The following is a 13,844-nucleotide window of genomic DNA, read 5'->3' on the forward strand; positions in this document are numbered from 1 at the left end:
AAGTTGAATCCCAGCCAGTAACTAACTCATGAATACTGTAAATAGTTAATGCTGGATCGCATACACTATCAACGCAATGATTACAAGAACAGCAACAACAGCTAACTTGACAAGAAAACTTTTCGTTGCAGATTGAGTTGCTTCAGGATTATCAACACAACGGTCACAAAGATGCGTTCCCAAACCAAAAGTACGCCAATTGGGAGGAATAGAATTTTCACCCCGCGTATTCCAATAATTGCCATCATAGATTTCAGTTTTAAAACCGATTCCCTGCCTATGACAATGATGGCATTCATAATTGACACGAACTTCTCTTGTATCACCTTTAAACGGCATTTTGCATCTCCTTGTCTTTTCAGTTTATTCTGTTGCAGATTATCTGCATTACCTTAATGAAAATTAAATCTGAAAAACACCGTTTTGATATAAATGCAGCCAAGAATCAGCAACAAAGTTCTCTCATAAAACAAGATTTTCCGTTTTAAAAAACAAATCAATCTTCCTGCCAGATAAGGGATCCAACATAGCCATTTTCTAAGTCTTCTTCCGACAGTTTGATTTTACCTTCGCAATAATCCGACGCGTGTCCACGATACGAACTTTTCGCAGGACACGATGAGCTAAACATGAATACATTGCCCGGAGTCCATCTGCTAAAATCAAATAACTCGTTTGTTTTTGAGTCAATCTTTCCAGAGAATACTTTTTTACCGTTTATGGTATAAATAAATGAATAACCACGACGTGAGAAAATTTTCAAGCCGTCCAAGCGAAAAGGATAATTATTCGCTTCGTTGTATCTGGCGGCCAACTGCGATACAAAAGATTTCTCCTTGTGCGAATTCCACTTACATAGACTAGCAAAGGTATTCCGCAGCCATCGGGTAGTCGAGCCTTCAAAATTTTCATGCAACGATATCCGATAAGATAATTCCGCACCATCCAACAGAGGTTCCACCCGGAATTCCGTTTCCATTTTGAACAGCTTTGACGGATGAAAATCCATTTCGTACAAGGCATCAACACAGGCTGTCATAAGGGACCGTTCGTCGTTCACATTCTTCGTCAAGGAAAAACCATTCATCCGAATATCGTTTGTCACCTTGCCATAGAGTTCATCAAACGCGGGGAGTTCAACCTTGTAAAAAGTCTGACAGGTTTCATCCAGCACTTCAGTCAAGGAAATGCTTGCGCACCGGTCGTTTAGCCGTCCGATTCTCTGGGCGTTATTCCACAATTCATCTAGGGCAGCCCTATCTTTGTCGGAGAGATTCGGATCTTTTAGAAGCGACTTTACTTTTTGGCGTTTCGTGGCAAATGTATTGTCCCGGACAATATCCTGAACCTGTTGACTATAGGAAAGGGAAATGCCAAGAATTATTGGAAATAGAGATGATTTCATAAGATATTTCCGCCTAGTTAGAGGGTGCCACGGCGCCTACGCTCTTGCTCGGACACCTAGACAAACAAGTTTGTCTATGCATCGCTCGCAATCGTTTTAGTCCTGGAGACAACGAACCGAGAATCCGTTTGTCTTGTCGAGGTAGTTGACGAGCGCGTAGCCCTCATTGATGCTCAAGTAGTACGCATCGTCGTCATTGTAACCCGTAGAAGACCAAAAGTAGGCGTAACTGCCCAAATTGAGGAACTTCTTGTTGTTGCTGTAGTAGCGGCCAGCGGGGAGAGCAGAGAAGGTCCCTTCACCCCGTACTTCTTTTACTCCATACTCCATACAAATACTTTCTCCCTGTCCGCAGTTACACCGATTATTTCCTCGACATTCCCTAATTGTCGATCCATTCCCATAACTACAACCATACTGTTCACAGACTTGCTCTTCAGATACCCAACTACGTGCCCTAAGTTTTTTTGGTTCATCACCACCCACAGCGCCCAACAAATTTCTAAATTCACCCCTACTCGGCAAATGCCACCCGCTAGGACAGGCCTCCTGCGCATCTTCCCATGTGTACAGGCGACCATACTTACTGCAATTGGTGGCATCATTGTCATAACACATGCTACCGTTCATGTTGTAGTTCAGGTTTTCCGCCATCCAGGTCTCACCATCGGGCATCTTCACCGTCTTATACGTTTTTCCATCGCGAGGATCTCTAAAAGTGCCTGCCATAGCCTCATTCACACAGAACAAAGCCATAACACCCACCAAAACAATCTTCATTGCATTTTTCATTTTTTTTACTCCATGGTTGAAGAGTTGAATCGCCATTTCAGTATTTTATTGTTGATTTTTTCATCACAAATATAAGCAAAAACCTCAAAAACATCACAGATGTCTATGATTTACAAAAGAAAAACCATAGGCTTATAACTTGTATTCCGTCACAATCCTCTGTCAAAATAATAACAGAGGTCTGTATAGCCACCAAAGCTGGTAAATGCTAAAATAGAGGACGCGACGAACTCCCGTCAAATACTTTGCTTTCGGACTTGCAACAGCTCAATGACGACCGCTGCGCAGCCCCGCCGCCAGGCTTCCCACCTCCGGTGGGTGCCTAGTTAGAGGGCGCCACGGCGCCTACGCTCTTGCTCGGACACCTAGACAAACAAGTTTGTCTATGCATCGCTCGCAATCGCTTTAGTCCTGGAGACAACGAACAGAGACCCAACTTGCCTTATAGTAGGGGCCGACGGCCGCTTTGTAGCCATTAACGTACAAGAGGTGGGCGAGGCTGCTACCGTCCTCCGTAGAAGACCAAAAGTTGGCGGCCTCACCAAGGAACGCGAACTTCTCGGCGAAGTGTTCGTAGCGACCGGCAGGGAGCACAGAAAAACCCGACGCATTATCACCAACTTTGGTTGTCCAGTCGTATTTGAAGCGTAAATGTCTTGCTGCAGATTCATCATCTCCGTACGCATCAATGCCCTTAACAAAGGCCAGCAACTTTTCAAAATCAGTCTTCGATGGTAAACGCCACCCACTAGGGCAGGCATTTAATGCAGCATCCCACGTATACAACCGACCATAACCATCACCACAGTTGTTCTCCGGGTTACAATAACTATCTTCCATCTTGTAATTCAGGTTCTCCGCCATCCAGGTCTGCCTACCTATTTTCACCGTCTCATATTTTTTCCCATCGCGACGGTCTTTAAAAGAGCCTGCCATGGCCTCATTCACACAGAACAAAGCCATAACACCCACCAAAACAATCTTCATTGCATTTTTCATTTTTTTACTCCTTATGTTATTTTTACCAATTCAAATACTTTGGAAATTTCTCATTTTTGCATGCGTTCGGGTCAAAAAAGTCTGTCCGCAGCAACCCTTTTTCTCGTGCATAATTAACCAAATCAGCAAAAGGACAAATCATTTGATGTTGTGTTGAAAAATGCCAAATGTTGTACAAATAATTTTGAAGTTCACTATTTACTAGCGTACGACGGAACTCATAGTCAAACAGTTCTAGCTGTTCCTCGTCAAAAGCTTTTGCATGAAGCATATAAGCAGAAAAATTGAGCACAGACAAATAGGAATCAACCGTATGCTCTTCTACTATGCAAACGCGCCCCTCATCAAGCTTTTTGTTTCGCTTGTGAAAATTTTCATCGTACCAATGTTCCCCATAATCCAGCACATACATAAATTCTTTAACTTTATCAACCAGTCGTATATTTTTGAACATTTCATATACAGCAGCAATATTTTTTTCTCGTTTATCATTCCGCCAAACATTCCATGTAATCAAAGCTCCGACAAAAGCAATGACCACTCCACAAATTTGCGCCACGTTTGCGCAATCTTCTAGACTCATAACTATGCCTCCGTAAGGTTTTATTTTTTTAAGTCCGTCACAATCACCACCCTAGACCATACATCACAGTCTAATGTGACATTTTCTTTACAAATATAAGCAAAAATAACTCAAAACATCACAGATATATGTGATTTTCATAATGTTTCAGACAATTTGTGGATTTCATCACTCCTTATGTTACGCCAAAAGCTTTCCGCATCAAAATCCATGCGAACTTTAGACATTCAAAAAAATAACTAGGGGTCTTTTTTATTCGTGAAAAAACAGGCCAAAAATCTTTAGCCCTCGCCCATATAAAACAAGAAATCCCGTTATATAAAACAAAACGAGATTTTAAGGGTAAAATTTCAAAAAATGTCAAAAAGGCACAATAGAGGCGGAGCCTTAATTAGGAATTACGAGGTTTCTTCAGGAAGGGACTTCTTTTATTCAAGCAGGGTACATCGTAAATTGAATAGTTCAAAAAGAGCCCAACCTCAAGCGAGGCTGGACTCATCAATTATACCAAGATGGTTCGTTGAAATCACTTGCCGGTGAGGGCAGCGATCTGCGCCTTGAGGGCTGCAATTTCAGCTTCCTTGGCAGCAAGGTCAGCGGCTTGACTGGCAATTTCGGCATCCTTAGCCCGATTCTGCGCTTCAAGTTTGCGGCGATAATCACCGGCGCTTTCGAAGCCCAGCCTCTGACCGATGCTCACAAATCCCTGTTCCAGTTCCATGATCGCCTCCTTGCTAAGGAACTCTTCCAAATATACTTTAATTTTTTCTACAATCAAATAGCGGGTCATATTGGGGAGCTTCCGAAGCAGATCCTCCACGATAGGGAGCTGCACCTCGATTGCCTTGGCGTCGAAGGAGTGCTTCATGACAAGTGCGCCCAAGGCGGCCTCCGGGTTTTCCGCGGTAATGCAATCATCGTCCTCGATGTCCGCCATGTTCACCAGCACGCATTCAAAGGGCAGATCGTGGCCCTGAAACTTGGCGCGGTGCCCCCTGCGAAAGGCCGCCAGGGGGTCCCAGTTCTTGCGTCCGTTGTAGATGATAATCGCCTTGGAAGGCATCCAGGGGAATTTGGTGTCGTTCTTGTTGACCATCACGTTGAACATGTAGCGGTAAATCTGTTCGAGAACCGCGGAGTCGTCATAGGACTTGTGCTCCAGAAGCAGGCCTACATAGACTTCCTTGCGGTTTCCCTTGCCAACCTCGTTGCCGATGGTCTTCGCCTTGAACGCCACATCAGCCTCGCCCCTTTCGCCCACGTTGTTGTAGGCACTGGGCAAGCTCTCCAGTGTGCCCAGGTCCACGTTCGAAAGCAGTTCCGACAGGTTCTGGTTGCGCCTGGAGGCGATTTCCAGAAGGGAGCGGGCGTTTGCGGGAACAGAATAGAAGTACTTGAAAAATCCGTCGTGGTCACGGATTTCAAGGGAGTTGTCGTCATTGGTGTTTGTATTTTCCATACTTACCTTTTTTGTATGTGTAAGGCGGAAATGCCCTACTTATACTAACACGTTTGAAACGACCGATTTGATCAAAAAGAATTGTAAAAAGATTTTAACAGGGGACTCGGGAGACTTACCAAAAATCTCTTGAGCCTCACAATCACATTCCTCTGTAAAATTATAACAGACATCTATATACTTTCTTTTTAGGTTAAATGCTAAATACGGGATATGGCTAACCATATTCCGCAAACCAAGTTCCCGGACTTGCAGCAGATAGACGACGACCGCTTCGCAGCGGCCCTAGCCAAGGTTATCCGCAAGTATCGCAAGATTAAGGGGATTTCCCGCGACGGACTGGCCTTTCAGCTGAATCTGCATAAAAACACGCTCTATGGAGTCGAAACCGGAATCAAGCGCAAGAGCGGACACTTTAGCCATACCCAGCTCACCATGGTGAATTTCATCAAGATGGCGGCCTTTTTCGGCAAGCAGCCGGGCGACTTTTTACAAGAAGTCCTGGCCCTCATGAGCGACGCCGAGCCAACTCCCGCAAACGACACTTTAAAAGTAGAGCAGAAATAATTTTTTCAGTTCTTCTGTTTTTTTGACGATTTTCCTCTTCGTTTAAAATCTTCTTAAACAAAAATAAAACTCATCGTCATCAATTCCACGCTTTTTCAGCCCTTCGCAAGCAAGTCGCCCGCTCATAAAACAAAATTCTCTGCTATATAAAACAAGCTCATTCAATTTAGCCCATATACAGAAATTCCCCGGTACAGATGGTGTCGGGGATTCTTTTTTTGTTTTGTACTGCTAGATCCTTCGTGGCTTCGCCACTCAGGATGACACAGCGCGACTCTTATTAATAAATGAACGGGACATTTGCCGCCCTCCTTCGACGGGCGGCCATGATGTTCATTAATAAATGAACATCATTTCTCTATACTTAGGCAGGGGCCACATTTCGTCGGAGACAACCTTTTCAAGGGCGTCAACAATCTTGCGGGTTTCTGCCATGGCAGCGAGAATATCCTGATGTTCGCCGGCGAGGGCGGCTTCCATCTTGGAAACGGCGGCGGTCAAGTCGCGGCAGCCTTCACCCAGGGACTTTACGTAAACATCTACACCAGGGAAACCCTGGTTCAGAGCCATTTCGTTTGTCTTGAGGGCGCAGGAGTAAGCTTCCACAGCCTTGGGCAAGATAATGTTCTTTGCCATGTCACGGCAGATTTCGCCTTCGATACGGACGCGCTTGTGATAGTCTTCCACGTTCACTTCGTAACGGGATTCCATTTCCACGCGGTTCATGACGCCGTACTTTTCGAAGAGGGCGATGTTGGCTTCGTTCTTCAGAGCCTTCAGTGCTTCCAGGGATGTGCGGATGTTGGGAAGGCCACGGCGTTCCGCTTCGGCAATCCATTCGTCGGTGTAGCCGTTACCGTTGAAGATAACGCGCTTGTGTTCCTTCACGATCTTCTGAAGAATCTTCTGGAGACCGGAATGGAAATTCTTGTCGTCCAGCTTTTCCAACTGTTCTGCAATCATGTCGAAGGCTTCAGCCACGATGGTGTTCAGAACCACGTTAGGTTCGGAACAGGACTGGCTGGAACCCGGTGCACGGAATTCAAACTTGTTGCCGGTGAAAGCGAAAGTACTGGTGCGGTTACGGTCCGTAGCGTCGCGGGGCAGCGGCGGCAAACTGTCGGAGCCAAGCTTCATGGCACCGGCCAGCTTGCTGGACTTGGGAGCGCCCTGTTCCAGCTGTTCAATCACATCCATGAGCTGATCGCCCAGGTACATGGAGACGATTGCCGGAGGAGCTTCGTTTGCGCCCAGGCGATGATCGTTGCCAGCGCCAGCAGTAGTCATGCGGAGCAAATCAGCATGAGAATCTACAGCATAAATCACAGCGCATAGAGTGGTAAGGAACACTGCATTTTCGTGAGGGTTGGTACCCGGATTCAGCAAGTTTGCATTGCCGTAGGAAACGCTCCAGTTATTGTGCTTACCGGAACCGTTCACGCCAGCGAAAGGCTTTTCGTGAAGGAGGCAGACGAGGCCGTTCTTGTCGGCCACATTGCGAAGCACTTCCATGACCTGCATGTTATGGTCACAGGCCAGGTTCACTTCCTCAAACATGGGTGCAAGTTCAAACTGAGCGGGAGCCACTTCGTTATGGCGGGTCTTGGCGGGAATGCCAAGCTTCCACAGTTCCATTTCCACTTCGTTCATGAAGTTCAGAATGCGTGCGGGAATGGATCCGAAGTAATGGTCATCCATCTGCTGATGCTTTGCAGGAACAGCGCCGAAGAGAGTGCGGCCAGCCTGGTACAGGTCCGGGCGCTGCAGGTAGAAACGCTTGTCTATGAGGAAGTATTCCTGCTCGGCACCCAGAGTAACGGTAGTCTTCTTCTTGCCGGCCTTAAAGCAAGCCATCAGTCGTTCGGTGGACTTGGAAAGAGCCTGCAGGGAGCGGAGCAGCGGAGTCTTCTTGTCCAGAGCTTCGCCAGTGTAAGAGCAGAATGCGGTAGGAATGCAAAGGGTTGCACCGTTGCCATGGCGCTTGATGAAAGCGGGGCTGGTGGGATCCCAGGCAGTATAGCCGCGGGCTTCGAAAGTAGAACGGATACCGCCGCTGGGGAAAGAGGATGCATCCGGTTCGCCCACGATCAGGTTCTTGCCGCTGAACACCATGATGGCTTCGCAGCCGCCAAGACCATCGGGCTCCAGGAAGGAGTCATGCTTTTCGGCGGTGGAGCCGGTGAGGGGCTGGAACCAATGAGTGAAATGAGTGGCGCCGCGGTCCATGGCCCACTTCTTCATGGCGTGAGCCACTTCGCCAGCGATGTTCGGATCCAGGGGAGCGCCCAGCTCGATGGTGGCAAGAAGCTTCTTGCAAATGTCCTTGGGCAGGTAAACCTTCATGGCGTTGGCGTTAAAGACGTCTTCGCCGTAGTAATCCACGTTGACGGTTTCGGCAGGCTTTACCGGGGCGGTAGCAGCCTTGGCGATTTCAGCAATGGTATCCTTTCTATAAGAACTCATAATAAACCTTTTTGCTAGATCCTTCGCCTTCGGCTCAGGATGACACCTGTGGAAGACAGCAGATATTTCGCGTTGAGGCAAAATTAGGAAGAAAGAGCGGCCATTTCTGCAAAAAAAAACGATATTTCGCGTTTAATTCTTTACATTTTTGTAAAAAAGAACAAAAAGTTTACAAAAAAGTAAAACTAAATCTAAAAAATTTTGTATATTTGGGACAGAATTCTCTCCTAGAACATGCTGCGCCGGGGGGAGTACTCCTTTAAACGCTATCCTCGGCGCAGCAACCTTTTATGGATTTTACCGCGCTTGAAAATTCCGCCTTTGTCGAAATTGCCGAGACTTTGCGATCGGTACGCAAGCGTGACGAGCAACTGAAGCTCATTCAGCATATTCTTTCCCAAAAATTCGAGACAGCAAGCGCATCCCATCAAGAGGAATGCGACAAGATCCGCGATCTGGTAAAAGGAAAACCCGGCGAACTCATCGGCAATACCAGCGAGATGCGCGCCGTTCGCGAGCAGGTAAGGCATATTGCTCCTACCGTGGCTCTTGTACTTGTTCGTGGGAATGCAGGAACCGGAAAGGAATATGTGGCCCGAAGCATCCATCAGCTTTCCGACCGCAGCGAAAGGCCGTTTGTAACACTAAACTGCAATTCCATCAGCGAAAGCGGCAATGTGAATTCATTCGAAAGCGAGCTGTTCGGATACGAACGTGGAGCCTTTACAGGCGCCACAAGCCGACGCCTCGGCAAGGCTGAGCTCGCGTCCGGCGGTACCCTCTTTCTAGACGAAGTAGCCAACCTGAGCGAAACCTCCCAGATAAAGCTGTTGCAATTCATCCAGGACGGAAAATTCAGCCGTCAAGGAAGCAACATCGTGCAGAACGCCGACGTACGCCTAATCGCAAGTACCGCAAGAAATCTAGAGCAGATGATGCAGCAAGGTCTTTTCCGCGAAGACCTTTACTACCGTCTAAACATCTTCCAGATTCATCTCACGGATTTGTCCCAGCGCAAGACAGACATTCTGCTACTGGCCGACTATTTCATCGCCAAGATGAACTTGAAATACGGCAAGAACATTCTGCGTTTGAGTTCTCCAGCCATCGACATGCTGCTAAGCTATCACTGGCCCGGCAATGTCCGCGAGTTGGAAAACTGCATTGAGCACGCTAGCCTCGTAACAACAGATGTGGCCATTAACGCCTACGACCTGCCCCCATCCTTGCAGACAGACGTTACCTCCGGCACAGCACTGCTCCCCGAAGGAACCTCGCCCCTGTCCACCCTTATCGACAGCTACGAGCGCGAAATCATCAGCGAAGCTCTGCGTCGTCACCGCGGAAACATGAGCGCAGCCGGCCGCGACCTGGACTTGAGCCCACGAGTGATGCACTACAAGGTCAATCGCCTGGGAATCGAAGTGAACAAGAGCTAAACTAGCGACTTTCACTCGTAATAGATGTTTTATATAACTTTACACGCACATTTCAAATATCTAAATTATCGCCCAAAAGTTTTTGTGCCCTGAAAAGCTCTTTGTTTTCGTCGTAGGAACCCTGCTAAAAAACAAAGGAGAGAACCCGGTGTGAATCCGGGACGGTCCCGCCGCTGTATGGGAGTACGAAACCGGCAAATTTCAAAACCAGTGTGAGGTAGCCAACCCTCATGCGAAGGAGCCGGAAGTAGGAAGATCCCCAAGCCAGAAGAACTGCAAAAACAAACGAACAAGAGGAACGATGCGAGAGACATCCAAGTCCATAACCGCCCTAGCGGTGTTTTTGGGTATGGCTGCGGCCGCCCACGCAAATGATGCCTACAAAAGCATCATTGTTTCCTCGCAGGAATTCGTTCAAGACTTAGGCTCTTCCGAAATCAAAGAACCGCCCCCGGCCCCTGCCGACGTAGCACCCAGTTACGAAGAAATCAAACCCGAGGCCTGGGAAGGTCGTGGACTTTCCGCAGCGGAAATTCTATCCTCTCTGCCCGGCATCCAAAGCTACAAGCAAGGCGGCATGGGCAGTTTCCAGACCGTAAGTATCCGAGGCATCGCCGCCCGAAACATTCTGATTTGCGTTGACGGCGTTCCCCTGAACGATGCAAGTGGCGGCGCAGCAGACCTAGGTGCAATCGATTTGAACGGCATCGAAAAAATCGAAGTGTATAAAGACCGAGTTCCTGCAAAGTTCGGAGGTACAGGTCTTGGCGGGGCCATCAACTTCGTAACGAAAAGTGCTGTACATAAAGACGGTTCCCACGGGAAACGCGAACGCGGAGTATCCGGTCGCGTCATCGCAACCATCGGCAGCCACAATTCCTTCGAAGGCGCCGCCCAAATTTCCGCAAGTCCCAAGGATAGCGTGGAATTCACCGCCACCATTTCCGCCCGACATAGCGATAACGATTACGAATTTCTGAACCGTAACGGCACCGCCTACAACAAGGACGACGACTTTACGGATAAGCGGGAAAATGCGGAGTTCACGGAATACACCGGCAACCTGAAGTACCGAGTTCTTCACAAGGGCGATTTCTTCTCTACGGTTTCTACAAGTGTCACTCATACTGAAGCAGGCAACCCGGGCCACGAAAGTTCCCAGACCAAGGTGGCAGAATTTGTGGGCGACAACGCCCAAGTTTCATACCGGCTGGAAACGCCTGTTCTTTTGCAATGTCTGCTGTTGGAGGCAGGCGTCGCCGGAAAATTCGAGAAGAACGTTTCCGGATCCTACTACCCACTGGATTTTATCGGCTACAGCTATCCTGATTTTATCAAGTATGGCCTGGCAGGTTACCGCCTAATGCCCGAAGCCGTGGGAACCTTGATTCTTGACCGGTTCGAAGCGACCTTGCGCGCAGCAGCCAGCACCGAACATTGGGAAGCCCGAGGCACAATCCGAGACTTTGGCGTAGATCGTTACACGACATCCATTGCAGCCAACGCAGAATACGCCTTTACCAAATGGCTATCCCTATTTGCAGAAGGAAACATTCTGAAAACCATCGATGACGTAGATGGCGGAAAATTTCTGATGCCAACAGGAACTGCAACCATCAGCGATGCGGAAACCAGGAACATTTCTTTTGCAGGAATGGTCCAGGCGAAATTCGGCAAGAAGGAAAGCCTGTTCGGCGGAAACGTCAGCATTGGGCGTTTCTACAGGCAGCCTCAGCTCATGGAACTTTACGGCGTTTACCAGGGAGTACTTTCCAATCCTAAACTGAAAGACGAAACCGCAGTCCGTTTTGAAGCAGGCGGATTTGTACAAAGTCCTTCACGCAAGACAACCCTACGTGCAACCTACTTCGACAGCTACCTTGAAAACGGAATCTTCTGGACGGTAAGCACGAATACAATGAAAGCCTTCAACGTCAACGACGCCAGAATCCAGGGCGTTGAGCTAGAGATGAACAGCAGACCTGTATCTTTTTTCGAAACAACTCTTCGCGGAACAATTCAAGACCCAAGGGATGACGGCAAGTTAAAAATGTACAACGGCAAGCTATTGCCGGGTGAACCCGTACACAGCTATTTTGCTGAGGGGAAATTATACCTGCCATTACATCTTGACCTTGCCTTTGATGTAAACTATCGGACTCGCATCTATACAGATCGTGCAAACAGAACCAGGCAACCCCCTGTCACTAGGTACAATGCCGCTTTGGGTTTCAATCCTTGGGAACCCACTCGGTTGATATTCAGCATCACCAATATTTCTGACGAGACCTACACCAACATTTATTCGCCCAACCCGACTCCCGGAAGGGAATTTCATTTTACGATTTTACAAAAATTCTAACCCCCAACCTATTCCCGTTCAAATCGGGAATGTCACCTAAACCAAAGGAAAAGACATGAATCGCAAGATACTAGCTCTCCTTACTGCAGCAAGCTTTGCAATGTTCTTCAGCGCTTGCGGCGACGACAATTCCAGCTCCAGCAGCGGTCCGGATATCACCTGTGAAGATACCGACGACTGCTTGGACGACGACGAAAACCTTTCTAGTTCCGACGATAAGGAACCGTCCTCTTCCAGCAGCAAGAAGGACGACGCAAAGTCCTCCAGCAGCGTAAAGGAAGACAAGGGCGAATCCAGTTCTTCTGCAAAAGAAGATAAGGACGAAGACAAGTCCAGCTCCTCTACCGCAAAGGAAGAAAGCAGCTCCAGCGAAAAGACCGAATCCTCCTCTAGCGAAAATGTTTCCAGCTCTTCCGAAGAAGCCATTGATTCATCCAGCTCCGAAGAACCGGCAGAAAGCAGCTCCAGCGAAGAAGTGAAGCCCGTCGAATACGCAAACACCACCCCGAACCTGGCCGACCTTGAAGTTTCCGGCGACACACTGTTCGCCGTATTCCAGCGTCAGAACGCCGACTACAGCATTACTCACAATGGTCTGCTTGCCATGTATAAGTTGAGTGACGGCACTCTCCTGGACACCATCCAGCTTGCCACCCAGAATCCCTCCGCTGTGAAGGTTGCTGGCGGCAATGTCTATGTGGCAACCGCTGGTGCTTACGACGCATCCTACAGTCTCCCTGCAGACGACAAGCGCGGTATCGAAAAGGTTGATCTGAAAAAGAAGACTTCCAGCCTCTTTATCAGCGCCACCAAGTTGGGCGGCGGTGTTCAGGATTTCGTTGTAGATAAAAAGAATAACAAGGGCTATACCGCCATATACCTGGCATACGGCAGTGTTATTGTAGCAGAAATAGACCTGGCCTCTGGTTCTGTGAAAACAGTCAGCGACATCAAGGATGCATCCGGCTCTCTGGAATTCGATGAAGAAAACAGCACCCTGTACATCAGCGATCGCTTTATGGACTGGAATACAGGTGATATGCACATCGGCGTATTCGCTTACAAGAACGGCACACTCACCGCAGTATCCGATGCAGAGCCCGACGAAGAAATCCGTATGCCCTACAGCATCAAGGCCATCAAGGGTGTTCCCTATGTATTCGTTTCTGACTACAGCACCGGTGCACTTTATGTTGATTACGCAGACTCCGAATCCGACGGTACCGACTTCTTCCAGGATTCCAAGCTGGCCGCTGTAAACGGCGAACTCTTCTTGATGGAACGTGGCGACGCAGCAACCATCGCAAAGATCAACACAGCAGACGGTTCCGCTACATGGCAGTCCATCGCCTCCGGCAAGAACCCCTACGACATGGTCGCCGCAAGTGCATCCACCGCATGGGTCGCCTACTACGGTTCCCCCGCTCTGGAACTGATCAGCACCTCCAACGGTTCCTCCGTAAAGCTGATCGATACCAAGGAATTCTGCGCTGTAAAAGTCGATTAATACAAGCCACTCAAAAATTTATATGTGGTCTCGCTTTTGCGGGCTAGAAAAAAGAAGTCCTCTGAAAAATCAGGGGACTTTTTCTATGGGCGTCCTTAGCAACGTAAGATTTCTGTAGCAAAATAATACTATTTGTTTCAATTTATATACAAAAATCGCAGCCAATTCATGCAATCCACTTTTGAGCTATTCATAAATAAGGTAAATTTTATTTCAACTAAACATTAAACTAACACACTTGGCGGTTTGAACCCGCTAAAGAAATAAC

11 protein-coding genes and 1 riboswitch are annotated in these 13,844 nt (G+C 48.0%); of the genes, 4 read left to right on the forward strand and 7 right to left on the reverse strand.

Going from position 1 to position 13,844, the window contains the following annotated elements; genetic code table 11:
• Nucleotides 1–45 precede the first annotated feature (45 nt).
• The 6 genes from MJZ26_00875 to MJZ26_00900 form a co-directional block, all read right to left on the reverse strand.
• Nucleotides 46–339 (reverse strand): hypothetical protein, encoded by a 294-nt coding sequence (locus MJZ26_00875; protein ID MCQ2104321.1) that lies wholly within the window; start codon nucleotides 337–339, stop codon nucleotides 46–48.
• A gap of 157 nt (nucleotides 340–496) precedes the next feature.
• Entirely contained in the window at nucleotides 497–1,405 is a 909-nt protein-coding gene (locus MJZ26_00880; protein MCQ2104322.1) for a hypothetical protein, read from the reverse strand.
• A gap of 96 nt (nucleotides 1,406–1,501) precedes the next feature.
• On the reverse strand, nucleotides 1,502–2,197 hold the full coding sequence (locus tag MJZ26_00885; GenBank protein ID MCQ2104323.1) for a fibrobacter succinogenes major paralogous domain-containing protein: 696 nt from the start codon (nucleotides 2,195–2,197) through the stop codon (nucleotides 1,502–1,504).
• A gap of 405 nt (nucleotides 2,198–2,602) precedes the next feature.
• The gene (locus tag MJZ26_00890; protein ID MCQ2104324.1) at nucleotides 2,603–3,160 is read right to left on the reverse strand and encodes a hypothetical protein; all 558 of its coding nucleotides are present in this window, start codon (nucleotides 3,158–3,160) and stop codon (nucleotides 2,603–2,605) included.
• Nucleotides 3,161–3,218: 58 nt separating this feature from the next.
• Nucleotides 3,219–3,779 carry a hypothetical protein gene (locus tag MJZ26_00895; protein MCQ2104325.1) on the reverse strand — a complete coding sequence of 187 codons (561 nt, stop codon included), beginning with the start codon at nucleotides 3,777–3,779 and terminating at the stop codon, nucleotides 3,219–3,221.
• A 526-nt stretch (nucleotides 3,780–4,305) separates the two neighbouring features.
• Complete coding sequence (locus tag MJZ26_00900; protein ID MCQ2104326.1) at nucleotides 4,306–5,238, reverse strand: Rpn family recombination-promoting nuclease/putative transposase; 933 nt, start codon at nucleotides 5,236–5,238, stop codon at nucleotides 4,306–4,308.
• 213 nt (nucleotides 5,239–5,451) lie between these two features.
• On the opposite strand from MJZ26_00900, the gene MJZ26_00905 reads away from it, so the two are divergent.
• Nucleotides 5,452–5,805 carry a helix-turn-helix transcriptional regulator gene (locus MJZ26_00905; GenBank protein MCQ2104327.1) on the forward strand — a complete coding sequence of 118 codons (354 nt, stop codon included), beginning with the start codon at nucleotides 5,452–5,454 and terminating at the stop codon, nucleotides 5,803–5,805.
• A 336-nt stretch (nucleotides 5,806–6,141) separates the two neighbouring features.
• Here the strand turns inward: MJZ26_00905 and MJZ26_00910 are convergent, their stop codons facing one another.
• Nucleotides 6,142–8,268, reverse strand: a complete 2,127-nt coding sequence (locus MJZ26_00910; GenBank protein MCQ2104328.1) for a glutamine synthetase III — start codon at nucleotides 8,266–8,268, stop codon at nucleotides 6,142–6,144.
• A gap of 290 nt (nucleotides 8,269–8,558) precedes the next feature.
• Between MJZ26_00910 and MJZ26_00915 the strand changes: the two genes are divergently transcribed.
• The 3 genes from MJZ26_00915 to MJZ26_00925 all read left to right on the forward strand — a co-directional run bounded on the left by MJZ26_00915 (nucleotide 8,559) and on the right by MJZ26_00925 (nucleotide 13,576).
• Nucleotides 8,559–9,707, forward strand: coding sequence for a sigma-54 dependent transcriptional regulator (locus MJZ26_00915; GenBank protein ID MCQ2104329.1), 1,149 nt, complete (start codon nucleotides 8,559–8,561; stop codon nucleotides 9,705–9,707).
• 84 nt (nucleotides 9,708–9,791) lie between these two features.
• A riboswitch (cobalamin riboswitch) is annotated at nucleotides 9,792–10,003 on the forward strand.
• A 5-nt stretch (nucleotides 10,004–10,008) separates the two neighbouring features.
• Nucleotides 10,009–12,069, forward strand: coding sequence for a TonB-dependent receptor (locus tag MJZ26_00920; protein ID MCQ2104330.1), 2,061 nt, complete (start codon nucleotides 10,009–10,011; stop codon nucleotides 12,067–12,069).
• A 55-nt stretch (nucleotides 12,070–12,124) separates the two neighbouring features.
• Nucleotides 12,125–13,576, forward strand: coding sequence for a hypothetical protein (locus MJZ26_00925; GenBank protein MCQ2104331.1), 1,452 nt, complete (start codon nucleotides 12,125–12,127; stop codon nucleotides 13,574–13,576).
• The last annotated feature ends 268 nt before the right edge of the window (nucleotides 13,577–13,844 follow it).

The sequence above is a fragment of the Fibrobacter sp. genome (assembly GCA_024398965.1).
Taxonomy (GTDB): domain Bacteria; phylum Fibrobacterota; class Fibrobacteria; order Fibrobacterales; family Fibrobacteraceae; genus Fibrobacter.